Origin of the sequence: Streptomyces sp. JH34 (genome assembly GCF_029428875.1) — a bacterium.
In the GTDB taxonomy this organism is placed as follows: Bacteria; Actinomycetota; Actinomycetes; order Streptomycetales; family Streptomycetaceae; genus Streptomyces.
The window spans coordinates 257,999-273,564 of the sequence record NZ_JAJSOO010000001.1 but is presented as its reverse complement, the minus strand read 5'-3'; the positions used below and the strand labels follow the sequence as shown (position 1 = coordinate 273,564).

Here is a 15,566-nt window from a genome sequence, read left to right as displayed (position 1 = left end):
TCAGGCTCCGGACGCGTCCAGCATGGCCGCGCGCTCGACCACCTTGACGCGCTCGCGCCCCTGCTCCGCGCCGAGCGCCTGCTCGTGCGCGTCCAGGCGGTGCCAGCCCTCCTTGGTGGTGTACCGGACACCGCGCTGCTCCAGGAAGTCGACGACCGCGTCGGTGCCGGGCTGTGCGGGGGCGGGCAGCCGGCCGGCGGCGTGGTCCTCCAGCAGGCAGGCCACGGTCTCGTTGGCGTCGCCCTTGGTGTGCCCGATCAGGCCGATCGGACCGCGCTTGATCCACCCGGTGACGTACACCGAGGGCATCGGCTCGTCACCGGCCAGTACGCGTCCTGCCGCGTGCGGGACAGTCCCGGAGACCACGTCGAAGGGAAGCTTCGGGAGCTCCTCCGAGTAGTAGCCGACCGCACGGTAGACGCTCTGTACGTCCCAGTCGGTGTGGCGGCCCGTGCCCTTGACGTTGCCCGTGCCGTCGAGTTCCGTGCGCTCGGTGCGCAGGGCGACGACGCGGCCGTCCTCACCGACGACCTCGACCGGGGACTCGAAGAAGTGGAGGAAGAGCTTGTGGCGGCGGTCGCCGACGTCACGGATCGCCCAGTTCTCCAGCGTGGAGGCGACCATGTTGGCCTGCTTGTTCTCCCGCCGGGTGGCGATCGAGCCCTCGTCGTAGTCGATGTCCTCGGGGTTGACGATGACCTCGATGTTCGGCGAGTGGTCCAGCTCGCGCAGCTCCATCGGGCTGAACTTGGCCTGGGCCGGCCCGCGCCGCCCGAAGACGTGCACCTCCAGCGCCTTGTTCGCCTTGAGGCCGTCGTAGACGTTCGCGGGTATCTCGGTGGGGAGCAGCTCGTCCGCGGTCTTGGCGAGGATGCGCGCGACGTCCAGGGCCACGTTGCCGACACCGAGCACGGCGACCTTCTCGGCCTCCAGCGGCCAGGTGCGAGGAACCTCGGGGTGTCCGTCGTACCAGGCGACGAAGTCGGCTGCGCCGTACGAGCCCTCGAGCTCGATGCCCGGTATGTCGAGGGCGCGGTCGGCGTCGGCGCCGGTCGAGAAGATCACGGCGTCGTAGAAGGACCGCAGGTCGTCCAGGCCGATGTCGTTGGGGTAGTCCACGTTGCCGAAGAGCCGCAGCTGGGGCTTGTCCAGGACCTGGTGGAGCGCCTTGACGATTCCCTTGATCCGCGGGTGGTCCGGAGCCACGCCGTAGCGGATCAGGCCGAACGGGGCGGGCATGCGCTCGAACAGGTCGATCGAAACGCCCGGCTCCTGGGCGGCCTCGGACTTGAGAAGCGCGTCCGCTGCGTAGATTCCGGCGGGACCGGCTCCGACGATGGCGACGCGGACGGGGCGTGTCATGGAGTGTTGTTCCTTAGGGCGGACGAGCGCGGGCAGAGTGCAGCGGGGTAAGGCATGGCTTACTCCGCTGCCCCCACGGTACGGCCTGTGCTCAGGAACCCCAGGGGCGGGGCGAGGTGATATATCGGAAATGAAGGGACGTATGGGTCTTAAGGGGTTCGGAATCTGTGAGCTTCTGTGAGCGGATTGCTCCGCAGTCGTCTCATGTCGGTCCGGAGAATGAGACGGCGGTCGGTGGGCAGGCTTCACGCCGGTGTCCTTGCGTGATCCGGGTCCACACCGGAGCCATGATGGGCACACGACCGGCTTTCCGACGAGAGGAGCATGTTCCATGCCGATGGACGGCGAGTACGAGCCGAGCCCGACGACGTGGGTCCGTGAGCAGGTCGAACTCATCGAGAGCTCCGGAGGGACGCAGGGGACCACCATGCGCGGCATGCCCGTCATCCTGCTGACGACGCGCGGCGCCAAGAGCGGCAAGCTCCGCAAGACCCCGTTGATGCGGGTCGAGCACGACGGCCAGTACGCCGTGGTGGCCTCCCTCGGCGGCGCCCCCAAGCACCCCGTCTGGTACTACAACGTGCTGGCCGACCCCGAGGTGGAGCTGCGCGACGGTACCGTGCGGCAGGACATGACCGCCCGCGAGGTCACGGGTGAGGAGAAGGCCCTGTGGTGGGAACGCGCGGTCGAGGCGTTCCCCGACTACGCCGATTACCAGACCAAGACCGACCGGGAGATCCCTGTGTTCGTCCTCTCCCCGGCCAGGGAGCACTGACGCGCCCGCCGTTCCGTGACGGGGCCGGCCGGCCCCGTCACGGAACGGCGGGCGGAGGGCGGACGCGGCTCGGTGCGGCCCCGAGCCCTCGCCGGCGTCGCTGCGGACAGCACCGGTCGACGCGCCCCCGCAACCGGGCACCGGGAACCGCTGTGCGCCGCTACCAGGTGAGCCGGCCGACCGCGGAGGCGATCCGCTCCCGGTCCCAGGCCCCGTCGGCGACCAGCACCCGGTACTCGCGGGTCAGCGTCGCTCCGGGGTCCAGCACCAGTTCGTCGTGGAAGGCGAGCGACGGGGCGACAGCGGCGAACGGGGTGTTGCGCACGAACCAGTGGGCCGGGTGCGCGCCGCCCGCGCCGGTGTGGTCGTTCCCGGGGGAGTGGACGAAGACGAGCGTCGCGTGCCCGTCGGCTCCGTCGTGCTCACCGCTGTACGCGAGCCAGGGAGCCTGCCGGCCCATGAGGTCCGGCCCCTCGGCGTCCGGCGAGACGATCCGCCCGTCCCGGAAGGCGCGCGGCCCGCGCCAGAACAGCCCGGTGTACCCCGCGTTCGGCCGGCCGTGTGTCGTCGGACTCCCGAACCGGAGCGGTTCGTCGCGCCGGTTGGTGACCGAGGACGACCAGGTCAGTGCCCAGCTGCCGGCCGCCTCGTCGACGTCGTGCACCTCGATACGGCGCGTCTCCTCGGCCCAGAGGCCGCCGCTGTGCGGGTGCCAGGTCAGCCGCTCCGCGAACCGCACCCCGCCGTCGTGCACGGACACCTCGTCGAATCCGGTGTGCGCCATGGACCCGACGCGCTCCGGCAGGGCGAGATAGCCCTCGCCGTCCACGTAACTGTTGCCGCCCCACAGGTTCGCGCCCGAAAGGTGCGAGGCAGTCATCTGCAGGCCCTTGTGCCAGCGGTGGTCGTTGGGCCGGTAGCCGGTCACCACCTGGCCGGACAGTGTGCGCAGGGGGTGGATGTAGGGCTTCGGCGCCTCCCACGCGTCCTCCGCCCGGTAGACGTAGCGCAGCAGTTCCACCCCGGTCCCCGCCGTGACGGAGAGGTGTTCACCGTGCCGGTGGACGAGTCCCACTGCCTTCGTCACGCCACCACCTCGGCGGGCCTGTCCACGCGCTCCGGAGCCCAGCCCGGGGCGCCGCCGTGCAGCGCCCCGTAGAAGGGGTCGCCCGGCCCGATCTCGCCCGCCCGTACGGTCGACCCGGTGAAGGCGGCCTTGTAGAGCGCGGCGACCAGTTCGAGACTCTTGCGGCCGTCCGCACCGCTGCTCCGCGGCCTGCGTCCGGCCCTCAGGTCCTCCAGCAGACCCTTGAGCTGCGCCTCGTGCGAGCTGGGGACATCGGCTCCGAAGTCCCGCCAGGCAGCGGCCTCCTCGGATGCCACCCCCGGGGCGGGGGTGATGCGCCAGTCAGCGTTGCGATGTCCGTACAGATGCGTGAGCTCGACCGTCGCGCGTTCGCAGTCGATCCGGATCCGGCTGACCTCGTCCGGGCTGAGCACGCTGTTGACCACGGTGGCCATCGCGCCGTTCTCGAAGCGGATGAGCGCGGTGGACACGTCCTCGGTCTCCACGTCGTGCACGAGCCGCCCGGCCATCGCCCGGATCTCCGCCCACGGACCGAGCAGATCGAGCAGCAGATCCATCTGGTGGATGCCGTGCCCCATCGAGGGGCCGCCGCCCTCGCTGCTCCAGGTGCCCCGCCAGGGAGCGGAGTAGTACGCCTCGTCCCGGTACCAGGTGGTCTGGCAGTGAGCCACCAGCGGGCGGCCCATGGCCTGTCCGGCGAGCAGTCCCCGGACGTGCCGCGCGCCCGAGCCGAAGCGGTGCTGGAACACGATCGCCGCGTACGGGCCGCCGCCGTCCGAGCCGCCCTCCGCCGCCTCGATGGCGTCGAAGTCCTCCAGCGAGGGGCAGGGTGGCTTCTCGCACCACACCCACGCCCCGGCGCGCAGCGATGCGACGGTCTGATCGCGGTGGAACCGGGGCGGGGTGGCGAGAGTGACCAGGTCCGGGCGTTGCTCGGCGAGCATCCGGTCGAGGTCGGTGTACGGGTGGGCGATGCCCGCGTCGGTGCAGAACGCCTCGACCGAGGCCGTGTCCACGTCGACCGCGGCGACGATCTCCAGTGGCTGTCCGGCACCGAGTGCGGTCAACGCCGGCAGGTGGCTGCCACGCGCGATCGCACCCGTACCGACGATCGCGACCCGCACCGGCTCCCGGCGCGAAGGATTGCTGGTCGTGACAAACACCCCTTCAGATCGAGTTATGGGCGCTCATCGGACAGCAAGCGCTTTCTCTCCGCGAAACCTAGGCGCCGCCCGCGAAGCGGGTCAAGGGGTCCGGGGCGGCGGTGTCCGTCAGGCCTTGAGGAGCCGCGGCAGCCGCGTGAGCTGGGCCGCGTGCTGGAAGGGGCCACCGCCCTCGTGGTCGTTGTACTCGTACACCTCGATCTCCTTGTCTGCGTGTGCATAGGCGTTGTACGCGGCGAACACCGTGGACGGCGGGCAGGTCTGGTCCTCCAGGGCCACCGAGAACAGCGCCGGTGCGCTGCCCCTGGCCGCGAAGTGGACCCCGTCGAAGTAGGAGAGCGTCCCGAGCGTCTGCTCGGCGCGGCCCCGGTGCGTCTTGAGGTAGTCGCCGATCTCGCGGTACGGCTTGCGGTCGGTGATCCGCGTCGCGCGGGGGAAGTCGCAGAGGAACGGCACGTCCGGAGCGAGGGCGGCCAGGTCGGGCACCAGCCCTCCCACCGCGAGGGCGAGGCCGCCGCCCTGACTCGCGCCGATCGCGGCGGTGCGGGACGCGTCGGCCAGCGGGTGGGAGCGGGCCGCCTCCACCGCGCGCACCGCGTCCGTGATCACCCTGCGGTAGTAGTACGTGGCCGGGTCCTCGATGCCCTGGGTCATGAATCCCGCCAGCGAGGGTCCGGATCCCACGGGGTCGGCGGTGTCGCCGGGTGCCCAGCCGCTGCCCTGGCCCCGGGTGTCCATCACGAAGTGGGCCATTCCGGCCGAGGCCCAGAGCAGATGGGCGTGGGGCAGACTGCGTCCTCCGCCGTATCCGATGAACTCCACGAGCACGGGGAGGGGTTCGGTGGTTCCCGCCGGTATGACGAACCAGCCCTTGACGGGATGGCCGCCGAACCCGGCGAACGTCACGTCGTACACGTCGACGGTGGTGAGGCCGAGGCCGGCGCAGAGTTCGAAGCGGGCGTCCAGGTCGTGGGTCCGGGCCTCCCGGAGGGTGGCCGACCAGAACGCGTCGAAGTCCTCGGGCTCCACCGACCGGCTGCGGTAGGCGTGCAGTTCATCGAGGGGGAGATCGAACAGGGCCATGCGGGACCGCCTCATGTGAGCGAGGTTGAGTGAATGGTCACACCTTACGAGGGTCAGCCCGAACGTCAACATGTGCTCACTCTGCGGGAATCGCGATGCCCGCGCTTCCGCCTGCTGCGATGCTGTGGCGTGTCGCCTTCCGGAGCCCGCGGCTCTCACCAGGTGGCCGCACTCTTCCCGGGCGACCGCCTGACGGCGATGCCCGGAAGTCCGCCCGCCGCGAGCAGTTGCCGGTGCGTCCCGCGCACACACTCCGCGACCGCGACCCGCGACACGTGACCACGCCGAGCGCGAGGTCGACGGCGCGCTGCTCACGGTGCGGGGCGACTCCTCCGCCCTTCGCCGCCACTTTGTGGTCGCCGGACCGCTGGAGCGACCCCGGGGCGGAAGCGGCTACCGGCGGGGCCGGTAGCCGGCTGGCCGAGGGGGTCCATCCCCGCTGGTGGAACGCGTACGGGCAGGCGCGTGGCGCCTGCCCGTACGGGGTGGTGACAGGGATCAGTCGAGGGTGTCGGGGTCCGGTCCGGTGCGCATGCCGCGGTCCAGTCCGGCGATCGCCTCCATGTCGGCTGCCGAGAGCTCGAAGTCGAAGACGTCGATGTTCTGCCGGATGCGCGCGGGCGTGACCGACTTCGGGATCACGACGTTGCCGAGCTGGAGGTGCCAGCGAAGAACCACCTGGGCCTGGCTCTTCCCATGGCGTGCGGCGAGCGAGGTCAGCACCTCGTCGTCCAGCAGCGCACCTTGCGCCAGCGGGCTCCATGCCTCGGTGGCGATGCCGGATTCCGCGTGCACGGCGCGCAGCTCGGCCTGCTGGAGCCCGGGGTGCAGCTCGATCTGGTTGACCGCCGGGACGAGGGAGCTCTCCTCGCTCAGCCGGCGCAGGTGTGCGGGCTGGAAGTTGGAGACGCCGGCGGCCCGGATCCGGCCCTCGGCCAGCAGCTTCTCCAGGGCGCGCCAGGTGTCGGTGTAGAGGTCGCGGGCCGGGGTGGGCCAGTGGATGAGGTAGAGGTCCACCTGGTCGAGGCCCAGCTTGGCCAGGCTCGCGTCGAAGGCGGCGAGCGTGGCGTCGTACCCCTGGTCGGCGTTCCAGAGCTTCGTCGTCACGAACAGTTCCTCGCGGGCGAGCCCGGACCCGGCCAGCGCGCGGCCGACCCCCGTCTCGTTGCCGTAGACGGCCGCGGTGTCGATGGAGCGGTAGCCCGCCTCCAGCGCGGTGGTGACCGCGGCGGTCGTCTCGTCGTCGGGGACCTGGAAGACACCGAAGCCGAGCTGCGGGATCGTGACGCCGTTGTTGAGCGTGACGGTGGGGACCGTGGACATGGTGCTGCCTCTCGTGGTGCCGGACCGAGCCGATCCGCGTGCGATGGTTACTGGCGTCGACAATAATTGCATACGCGGGTTAATGGCAAGTGGCAGTAAATCTGGGAGGCGCTCACAGGGCGGCGGCGGGCTCACGCGACAGTGATCGAGGGGAGTCGCGTCCGGTCGCGTCCCATGCCCTGGGCGTCCGCGTCCGCCGGGCCTGCCGGATGACCGCGTGCGCCCGGCCTGCCGGATGATCCGCGAGCGGGCGAAGCCGGAGGGGTGGGGGTGCGCACGGGCCGACACCGGCCGGGTCGCGGCGATGTGCTGAACTGTCCGGGAAGCACCGGATACAGGAGTCCCCTTGAACAGCTATCGCCAGCCCGGCGTCGTCCTCACCGACCGACGGTTCACGGTCCCCCTCGACCACGACGATCCCGACGGCGAGACGATCGAGATCTTCGGCCGCGAAGCCGTGGCCGCGGGCAGGCCGGCCGGGGAACTGCCGTGGCTGGTCTATCTGGAAGGCGGTCCCGGCTTCGGTGCCCGCCGCTTCGTCGGCGCGGAGGCATGGCTCGGGCGGGCGGTGCGCGAATTCCGTGTGCTGCTCCTCGATCAGCGCGGCACCGGTCTGTCCACGCCGGCCAACCGGCAGACGCTGCCGATGCGCGGAGGTCCGCGCGAGCAGGCCGACTACCTCGCCCACTTCCGTTCCGACAGCATCGTCCGCGACTGCGAAATGATCCGCCCCCAGCTCACCGGTGGCGCCCCCTGGACCGTGCTGGGGCAGTCCTTCGGCGGTTTCTGCGCCGTCCGTTATCTGTCGGCCGCCCCGGAGGGGCTCGAAGCCGTGCTCATCACCGGCGGTCTGCCCTCACTCGAAGCGCACGCCGACGACGTCTACCGGGCCGCGTTTCCGCGGATCGAGCGCAAGGTCGCCGCGCACTACGCGCGCTACCCGCAGGATGTCGCCCGCGCCCGCGCGATCGCCGCGTACCTCGCCGAGCACCGCCCCGACAGCGCCGGACACACGCTCACACCCGAGGGATTCCAGTCCCTCGGCATCATGCTGGGGGGCGGCAACGGCAGCCACCAGCTGCACTACCTCATGGAGAACGCGTTCGTCGAGGGCCCGCACGGCGCCGAGCTGTCGGACTCCTTCCAGGAGGCCATGCGCACCGCCACCTCGTTCGCCGGACACCCGCTGTACGCCCTCATGCACGAGGCGATCTACGGCCAGGGTGCGACGCCCACCGACTGGTCGGCCGAACGCGTCCGTGCCGAGTTCCCGCAGTTCGACGTCACCGCCGCCCTGGCGGGCGACGGGCCCGTGCTCTTCACCGGTGAGAGCATCCACCCCTGGCACTTCACCGTCGACCCGGCGCTCCGCCCGCTGCGCGGGACGGCGGAACTCCTCGCCGCCCGCACCGACTGGCCCGCCCTGTACGACGCCGAGCGGCTCGCGGCCAACGAGGTACCCGTGGCCGCCGCCGTCTACCACGACGACATGTACGTGGACACCGGCCACGCGCTGCGCACCGCGTCCTCGATCCGTGGGCTCCGTACCTGGGTGACCAGCGAGTACGAGCACGACGGCGTGCGCGCGGGCGACTCTCATGTGCTCGACCGGCTGCTCGCCCTGGTGCGGGGCGAGGCCGATCGGTAGCGGTCAGCCCTGGAGGGCGTTCAGGGTGGCGTCCAGGCCGGCCCCCTGGCGCGGTGCGCGGTTGTGCGGGAGCTTCGCCAGGGCGGCCGCCATGCCGCAGGTGTTGCTCACGGCGGAGTAGACGAGACCCGCGCCTATGCCGGCGGACAGCCAGCGTGCCGCCGGGAGGCGCCGGCCCGCCACCAGGCCGGCCACCACCAGTGAACCGGCGGCGAAACGCACCTGGCGCTCCATCGGCCAAATCGCCCGGGCGCCTGCGGGGCGGTCCAACCTGTGGCCTTCGCCCTCCCAGGCGGAGGTTCCGCCCGTCAGGGCCGCGGCGTCGATGTCCGCGTCGGCGAGGATCTCGCACGCCCTGGTGGACCGGACGCCCGAGGCGCACACCATCAGCAGCGAGCCGCGGGCCGAAGCCGACTTCAGGGCCGGCACGGCCTCACTGAGCCGGTCGAGCGGAATGTTCAGGGCGCCGGGCACGTGCCCGGAGGCGTACTCGCCGGGGGCCCGCACGTCGATGACGGTGAACTCCTCCAGGCGTGCCGCGGCCTCGGAGGGGGAGAGGGATGCGGGGCTGATCACGAGTGGATTCCTTTCGGTCGCCGGAGCGGGGGCGGTCGGGGGTTCCGCTCCCGGTGGCCCGGACGGTCAACAATACCCCAGGGGGTATTTAATCCGGTCTTGCCCGGCCGGCGGGGGTGCGTCCGGCCGGGGCAACTCCCTGGCCCCTGCCCCGAACCGCTTCCGGAATGCGTGCATCCGTATCCCCGCGCTGGCTAGCCTGCGGGCATGACGCAGCAGCTGGAGCCCATGCCCGCGGACTGGCGCCGCGCGCTGGCCGTGGTCGCCCACCCCGACGACCTGGAGTACGGCTGCGCCGCAGCCGTGGCCGGATGGACCGACGAGGGGCGCGAGGTCGCCTACCTCCTGGTGACCCGGGGTGAGGCCGGGATCGACACGGTCGCGCCCGCCGAGTGCGCGCCGCTGAGGGAGCGGGAGCAGAGGGCCAGCGCGGAAGTCGTCGGTGTCGCCTCAGTGGAGTTCCTCGATCACCGGGACGGTGTGATCGAGTACGGCACGGCTCTGCGCCGTGACGTCGCGGCCGCCGTCCGGCGCCACCGGCCGGAACTGCTCATCACCCTCAATCACCGCGACACCTGGGGCGGAGTCGCCTGGAACACCCCCGACCACCGCGCGGTCGGCCGGGCCGTGCTCGACGCCGCGGGTGACGCGGGGAACCGCTGGATCTTCCCCGAGCTGGAGGAGCTGGGTCTCGAACCGTGGGACGGTGTCCGCTGGGTCGCGGTGGCGGGCACCGACCGGCCCACGCACGCGGTCGACGCGACGCCGGGGTTCGAGCGTTCCGTGCGGTCGCTGCTGGCGCACCGCACCTACATCGAAGGGCTGACGGACGAGGAGCCGGAGGCCTACTGCCGCGCGTTCCTCACCGGTACCACCGGAGCGGCCGCCGAGCGCTTCGGCGGCCGCCCGGCCGTCGCCTTCGAAGTCTTCGCCCGCTGACGGGTCGTCCGGCGGTCCTGTCGCGTAGCCCCTGTGCTGGGCCCGTGCGGCGGCTCCCGCGCTGGGCTCGGCTCCGGGAGGGCGGGGCCCTCCCGGCGGCCCGGCGCCCTCCGATGCCCATGCTCACGGGCCCGATTGACAAACGGGATTGCCGATTCTGCAATGGGTGCCATGAAGGAACAGAACCCGGACGATCCTGAACTCGACGCCGTGCTCACCGGGGTCGGCCCACGCCTGCGGCGGCTGCGCAAGGACCGGGGTGTGACGCTGGCGGCGCTCTCCGAGGTCACGGGGATCTCCGTCTCCACCCTGTCCCGCCTCGAGTCGGGCGGACGCCGCCCCAGCCTGGAGTTGCTGCTGCCCATCGCCAGGGCCCACGAGGTGCCGCTGGACGACCTCGTCGGGGCGCCGCCGGTGAGCGACCCGAGGGTCAAGGCCAAGCCGATCGTGCACGGATCGAGGACCTCCCTGCCGCTCACCTCCCGTCCCGGAGGCCTCCAGGCGTACAAGGTCGTACAGGAGGCCCCCTGCAGCGAGGTGCCCGAGCAGCGCACCCATGAGGGGTACGAGTGGCTGTACGTGCTCAGTGGCAGGCTCAGGCTCAAGCTCGCCGAGCACGACCTGGTCCTGGCCCCCGGCGAGGCCGCCGAATTCGACACCAGGCTTCCGCACTGGTTCGGTCCCGCGGGGGACGAGCCGGTCGAATTCCTCAGCCTGTTCGGGCCGCAGGGGGAGCGGATGCATGTCAGGGCCAAGCCGAAGAGGTCGTGAGTGAGGCCGGACCGGCGGGGTCGAGGTGTTCCCAGACTGGCAAGCGACCGCTTAGTATGCGCCGGAGCAGTGGTAATGCCGACAGTGTTGTGGAGGCCCCTCATGCAGGCATGGCGAGTGCACCGGAACGGCGAGCCGAGCGAGGTGATGGAGCTCGAGGAGACGGACCGGCCGACCCCCGGGGACGGGCAGGTGCTGATCAGGGTGCGCGCGGCGAACATCAACTTCCCCGACGCGCTGCTCTGCCGGGGCCAGTACCAGGTGAGGCCCCCGCTGCCCTTCACCCCCGGCGTGGAGATCTGCGGTGAGACGGCGGACGGACGCCGTGTGCTCGCCACCCCCGCCCTCCCGCAGGGCGGCTTCGCCGAGTACGTCGTCGCGGACGAAGCGGCCCTGCTGCCGGCCCCCGACGCCCTGGACGACGCCGAGGCCGCCGCCCTGCACATCGGCTATCAGACCGGCTGGTTCGGCCTGCACCGGCGCGCCCGTCTGCAGGCCGGTGAGACGCTGCTGGTCCACGCCGCCGCGGGCGGCGTCGGCAGCGCCGCCGTCCAGCTCGGCAAGGCCGCCGGCGCGACCGTCATCGGGGTCGTCGGCGGCCCCGAGAAGGCCGCGGTCGCCCGCGAGCTCGGATGCGACCTGGTCATCGACCGCCGCAGCGAGGACATCGTCGCGGCGGTCAAGGAGGCCACGGGGGGACGGGGCGCGGACGTCGTCTACGACCCGGTCGGCGGCGACGCCTACGCCAAGTCCGTCAAGTGCATCGCCTTCGAGGGCCGTGTCGTGGTCGTCGGCTTCGCGAGCGGCGCCATCCCCACCCCGGGCCTCAACCACGCCCTGGTCAAGAACTACTCGATCGTCGGACTCCACTGGGGCCTGTACAACACCAAGGACCCCGCCGCCGTCCGCGCCTGCCACGACGAGCTCACCGAGCTCGCGGCGCAGGGCGTCGTCAAGCCGCTGATCAGCGAGCGTGTTCCCATGGCCGACGCGGCACGAGCCGTCCAGCGGGTCGCCGACGGCACCAGCACCGGCCGCATCGTCGTCCTGCCGTCAGGAGGCGCCCGATGAGCGCTGCCGTCGACGCGGCACAGGTCCGTCGTCTCACCCAGGAGCTGCTGGCGGCCCATCCGCCGGCCACCACCGACCGCGCAGACTTCCTCAGGGCGCGCTTCGACGCGGGCCTGGCCTGGGTGCACTACCCCGTGGGGCTCGGCGGGCTCGACGCACCGCGCTCCCTGCAGCCCGTCGTCGACGCCGAACTCGCCGCCGCCGCAGCCCCCGACAACGATCCCCGCCGTATCGGCATCGGCCTCGGCATGGCCGCTCCGACGATCCTCGGATACGGCACCGAGGAGCAGAAGCAGCGCTTCCTGCGGCCGCTGTGGACCGGCGACGAGGTGTGGTGCCAGCTCTTCAGCGAGCCCGGCGCCGGATCGGACCTCGCCGCGCTGGGCACGCGCGCGGTCAAGGACGGGGACAGCTGGGTGGTCGACGGGCAGAAGGTCTGGACGTCCAGCGCCCACGTGGCCCGCTGGGCGATCCTGATCGCCCGTACCGACCCCGACGTCCCCAAGCACCGCGGCATCAGCTACTTCATCTGCGACATGACCGACCCCGGCGTCGAGGTGCGGCCGCTGCGCCAGATCACCGGCGAGGCCGAGTTCAACGAGGTCTTCCTCACCGGCGTGCGTATCCCGGACAGCAGGCGCCTGGGCCCCGTGGGCGACGGGTGGAAGGTCGCGCAGACCACCCTGATGAACGAGCGCGTCTCCATCGGCGGAGCCCGCATCCCCCGCGAGGGCGGCATGATCGGCACCGTCACGAAGACCTGGCGCGAGCGGCCGGAACTGCGCACCCACGACCTCCACCAGCGACTGCTCACACTCTGGGTGGAGGCCGAGGTCGCCAGGCTCACCGGCGAGCGGCTGCGCCAGCAGCTCGTCGCGGGCCAGCCCGGCCCCGAGGGCTCGGGCATGAAACTCGCGTTCGCCCGTCTCAACCAGGAGATCAGCGGACTCGAGGTGGAACTCCTCGGTGACGAAGGGCTGCTGTACGGCGACTGGACCATGCGCCGCCCGGAACTCGTCGACTTCACCGGCCGGGACGCCGGGTACCGCTACCTGCGTTCCAAGGGCAATTCCATCGAGGGCGGCACGAGCGAGGTCCTGCTCAACATCGTCGCCGAGCGCGTCCTCGGTCTGCCCGTGGAGCCGCGCAACGACAAGGACGTCGCCTGGAAGGATCTCGCCCGATGACCGTACAGACCGAAGCCGCCCAGGCACCCGACCTGCTCTACACGGAAACCGAGGAGGACCTGCGGTCCGCCGTCCGCTCGCTGCTCGCCGACCGGGCCGACGCGCCGACGGTGATCGCCGGCATCGAGTCCGACACGCCGTACGACCTGCGGCTGTGGGAATCGCTCGCCGCCGGGATCGGAGCGGCGGGACTGCTGGTCCCGGAGAAGCTGGGCGGCCAGGGCGCCACCCACCGCGAGGTCGCGGTGGTCCTGGAGGAGCTCGGGCGCAGCGTCGCCCCGGCGCCGTATCTGACGAGCGCCGTCGTCGCCACCGAGATCCTTCTCGCGCTCGGTGCCGGCGGAGGCCCAGCCGCCGGCCTCCTCTCCGAGCTGGCCTCGGGCAGCAAGGTCGCCGTACTCGCCCTGCCGTTCTCCGCGTCGCCCGCCGACGCGGCGGCCGCGATGACCGGCACCCTCGAACGGACCGTGAGCGGCGTCGCCGAGGCTGCCGCGGCCGATGTGCTCCTGGTGCCCACGGCGGACGGCCTGTACGCGGTGGAGACCGGAGGGGACGGGGTCGCCGTACAGCCGCTCGTCGCGCTCGACCTGACCCGCCCGCTCGCCACGGTCACCCTCGACGGCGCGTCCGGCACCTTGCTCGCGGACGCGGGTCCCGCGACCGAGGCCGTGGGCAGGGGCCTGCTCGCCGGCGCCGGCCTGCTCGCCTCCGAGCAGCTCGGGGTGGCCGAGTGGTGCCTGACCGAGACCGTCCGGCACACCCGCGAACGCCACCAGTTCAACAGGCCGGTGGGCTCGTTCCAGTCGCTCAAGCACCGCATGGCCCAGCTCTGGCTGGAGGTCGTCTCCGCGCGCGCCGCCGCCCGCAACGCCGCCGACGCGCTGGCGACCGGCAGCCCCGACACCCCGCTCGCGGTGGCAGTGGCGCAGGCGTACTGCTCCGAGGCCGCCGTGCGCGCGGCCGAGGAATGCGTCCAGCTGCACGGCGGGATCGGGATGACGTGGGAACACCCCGCGCATCTGTATCTGAAGCGGGCCAAGGCGGACTCCATCGCCTACGGCACCGCGGGCCGACACCGTGAGGCCGTGGCCGCACTGGTGGAGCTGCCCGCCCCGTGACGCGGTCAGGGGCGGGGCGCGTGCGCGACACGTGCCCCGCCCCGCCCTGCCCAGGCGTCGGGATCAGGGGAACAGCAGAAGCAGCGCAGCCGACGCGCGGACGACAGCACGATCAACTCTTGGCAGGTACCTGCCCTCGGATGACTTCGTGCACCCATACTCGTCGCGTCCCCCCGTCCGCTCTGCCCGCCCCAACGTCTCAGGGAGACCCCATGGCACACCTGACCCGTCGCAGAGTCGTCACCACCGCCCTCGCCACAGCGGCCGCAGGCGCGTTCGTCCCGGCCCAGGCCGCCGCCGCGGCACCGGCCGCCACCGCACGCCCGCGCGGCCCCCGTCCGCTGGCCCGGGCCCACGCGCACAACGACTACCTGCACACACGCCCGCTGCACGACGCACTCGCACACGGATTCACCAGCGTCGAGGCGGACGTCTTCCTCGTCGACGGCGAACTGCTCGTCGCCCACGAGGCCGAGAGCCTCGACCCCGCACGCACCCTCGTCTCGCTCTACCTCGACCCCCTGCTCGCCAGGGTCCGCGCCAACCACGGTTCCGTCCACGCCGGACACCCCGACCCGCTGCAACTGCTGATCGACATCAAGACCGACGGCGCCGCCACCTACCTCGCACTCGACCAGGTACTCCACCGCTACCGCCACATCCTCACCCGGTCCGTCCACGGGAGGATCCGTACCGGCGCCGTCACCCCCGTCATCTCCGGAGACCGGGCCGCCCGCGCCCCGATGGAGGCGCAGACCACCCGGTACGCCTTCTACGACGGCCGGCCGGAGGACCTCGGCACCGCCGCTCCCGCCTCCTTCATCCCGCTCATCAGCGGGAACTGGACCACGAGCTTCGCCTGGCAGGGGACCGGGCCCTTCCCGGCCGCCGAACGCACCAGACTGCGCACCTTCGTGTCCGCGGCCCACGCGAACGGACAACGGGTCCGCTTCTGGGCCACGCCCGACATCGCCGGTCCACCACGTGACGCCGTCTGGAGCGAACTCGTCGCCGCGGACGTCGACCACCTCAACACCGACGATCTGGCAGGTCTCGAGAGCTTCCTCCGCCGACGGTGAACCGGCGGCCCCGGAATCGGCCGACCCGGAGCGGGCGCCGATGACGGTCACCGTGCGTGAACCCCCGTTCGGCGGACACGCCAGTGCGCCGAACGGCCTCCCCGCTGCGCCACACTGGCGGCCGAATGCCGCAATTCCGGCGCGGCGGAGGAGGTTGGCCATGGCCATTTCGATCTCAGTGGTGCTGCTCCTGCTGGTCCTCGCAGCGATCTTCCTGCGCAACGGGGGACTCAAGATCTCCCACGCGATCGTGTGCGCCCTGCTGGGATTCCTCCTCGCGGGCACCAGCATGGCTCCCACCATCCACGAGGGGATCACCGCCACGGCGGACGTCGTCAGCGGCCTCAGGCCCTGATGCCCGCGCGCCGTCCGGGGGTGCGGGGG

Annotated in this window: 16 protein-coding genes; 10 read left to right on the top strand and 6 right to left on the bottom strand. The window is 71.9% G+C overall.

The window, feature by feature from the left end; all coding sequences use genetic code 11:
- A complete protein-coding gene (locus tag LWJ43_RS01445) occupies positions 1-1,362 on the bottom strand; it encodes an FAD-dependent oxidoreductase (protein ID WP_277330421.1) in 1,362 nt (453 codons plus the stop codon).
- 331 nt (positions 1,363-1,693) lie between these two features.
- Here LWJ43_RS01445 and LWJ43_RS01440 point away from each other — a divergent pair, with 331 nt between their 5' ends.
- Positions 1,694-2,137: a nitroreductase family deazaflavin-dependent oxidoreductase gene (locus tag LWJ43_RS01440; RefSeq protein ID WP_277330420.1), complete on the top strand. Its 444-nt coding sequence runs from the start codon at positions 1,694-1,696 to the stop codon at positions 2,135-2,137.
- A gap of 160 nt (positions 2,138-2,297) precedes the next feature.
- Here LWJ43_RS01440 and LWJ43_RS01435 read toward each other — a convergent pair whose 3' ends face one another.
- The 3 genes from LWJ43_RS01435 to LWJ43_RS01425 all read right to left on the bottom strand — a co-directional run bounded on the left by LWJ43_RS01435 (position 2,298) and on the right by LWJ43_RS01425 (position 5,470).
- Positions 2,298-3,224, bottom strand: a complete 927-nt coding sequence (locus LWJ43_RS01435; protein ID WP_277330419.1) for a DUF6807 domain-containing protein — start codon at positions 3,222-3,224, stop codon at positions 2,298-2,300.
- Complete coding sequence (locus LWJ43_RS01430; RefSeq protein ID WP_277330418.1) at positions 3,221-4,387, bottom strand: Gfo/Idh/MocA family protein; 1,167 nt, start codon at positions 4,385-4,387, stop codon at positions 3,221-3,223. The genes LWJ43_RS01435 and LWJ43_RS01430 overlap by 4 nt, the downstream gene beginning before the upstream one ends.
- A 108-nt stretch (positions 4,388-4,495) precedes the next feature.
- On the bottom strand, positions 4,496-5,470 hold the full coding sequence (locus LWJ43_RS01425) for an acetylxylan esterase (RefSeq protein ID WP_277330417.1): 975 nt from the start codon (positions 5,468-5,470) through the stop codon (positions 4,496-4,498).
- Positions 5,471-5,786: 316 nt separating this feature from the next.
- Here LWJ43_RS01425 and LWJ43_RS01420 point away from each other — a divergent pair, with 316 nt between their 5' ends.
- The gene (locus tag LWJ43_RS01420) at positions 5,787-5,882 is read left to right on the top strand and encodes a hypothetical protein (protein ID WP_277330416.1); all 96 of its coding nucleotides are present in this window, start codon (positions 5,787-5,789) and stop codon (positions 5,880-5,882) included.
- Positions 5,883-5,968: 86 nt separating this feature from the next.
- Here LWJ43_RS01420 and LWJ43_RS01415 read toward each other — a convergent pair whose 3' ends face one another.
- Positions 5,969-6,793 (bottom strand): aldo/keto reductase, encoded by an 825-nt coding sequence (locus tag LWJ43_RS01415; protein WP_277330415.1) that lies wholly within the window; start codon positions 6,791-6,793, stop codon positions 5,969-5,971.
- A gap of 346 nt (positions 6,794-7,139) precedes the next feature.
- Between LWJ43_RS01415 and LWJ43_RS01410 the strand changes: the two genes are divergently transcribed.
- Complete coding sequence (locus LWJ43_RS01410) at positions 7,140-8,441, top strand: alpha/beta fold hydrolase (RefSeq protein ID WP_277330414.1); 1,302 nt, start codon at positions 7,140-7,142, stop codon at positions 8,439-8,441.
- 3 nt (positions 8,442-8,444) lie between these two features.
- Here the strand turns inward: LWJ43_RS01410 and LWJ43_RS01405 are convergent, their stop codons facing one another.
- A complete protein-coding gene (locus tag LWJ43_RS01405) occupies positions 8,445-9,017 on the bottom strand; it encodes a rhodanese-like domain-containing protein (protein WP_277330413.1) in 573 nt (190 codons plus the stop codon).
- Positions 9,018-9,224: 207 nt separating this feature from the next.
- On the opposite strand from LWJ43_RS01405, the gene LWJ43_RS01400 reads away from it, so the two are divergent.
- The 7 genes from LWJ43_RS01400 (at position 9,225) to LWJ43_RS01370 (ending at position 15,537) form a co-directional block, all read left to right on the top strand.
- On the top strand, positions 9,225-9,956 hold the full coding sequence (locus LWJ43_RS01400; RefSeq protein ID WP_277330412.1) for a PIG-L deacetylase family protein: 732 nt from the start codon (positions 9,225-9,227) through the stop codon (positions 9,954-9,956).
- A 171-nt stretch (positions 9,957-10,127) separates the two neighbouring features.
- A complete protein-coding gene (locus tag LWJ43_RS01395) occupies positions 10,128-10,727 on the top strand; it encodes a helix-turn-helix domain-containing protein (protein ID WP_277330411.1) in 600 nt (199 codons plus the stop codon).
- 102 nt (positions 10,728-10,829) lie between these two features.
- Positions 10,830-11,798 carry an NADPH:quinone oxidoreductase family protein gene (locus LWJ43_RS01390; RefSeq protein WP_277330410.1) on the top strand — a complete coding sequence of 323 codons (969 nt, stop codon included), beginning with the start codon at positions 10,830-10,832 and terminating at the stop codon, positions 11,796-11,798.
- On the top strand, positions 11,795-12,985 hold the full coding sequence (locus tag LWJ43_RS01385) for an acyl-CoA dehydrogenase family protein (RefSeq protein ID WP_277330409.1): 1,191 nt from the start codon (positions 11,795-11,797) through the stop codon (positions 12,983-12,985). The genes LWJ43_RS01390 and LWJ43_RS01385 overlap by 4 nt, the downstream gene beginning before the upstream one ends.
- A complete protein-coding gene (locus tag LWJ43_RS01380) occupies positions 12,982-14,103 on the top strand; it encodes an acyl-CoA dehydrogenase family protein (protein WP_277330408.1) in 1,122 nt (373 codons plus the stop codon). The genes LWJ43_RS01385 and LWJ43_RS01380 overlap by 4 nt, the downstream gene beginning before the upstream one ends.
- Before the next feature lie 212 nt (positions 14,104-14,315).
- A complete protein-coding gene (locus LWJ43_RS01375) occupies positions 14,316-15,182 on the top strand; it encodes a phosphatidylinositol-specific phospholipase C/glycerophosphodiester phosphodiesterase family protein (RefSeq protein ID WP_277330407.1) in 867 nt (288 codons plus the stop codon).
- A 160-nt stretch (positions 15,183-15,342) separates the two neighbouring features.
- Positions 15,343-15,537 carry a hypothetical protein gene (locus LWJ43_RS01370; protein ID WP_014152412.1) on the top strand — a complete coding sequence of 65 codons (195 nt, stop codon included), beginning with the start codon at positions 15,343-15,345 and terminating at the stop codon, positions 15,535-15,537.
- Positions 15,538-15,566 lie beyond the last annotated feature (29 nt).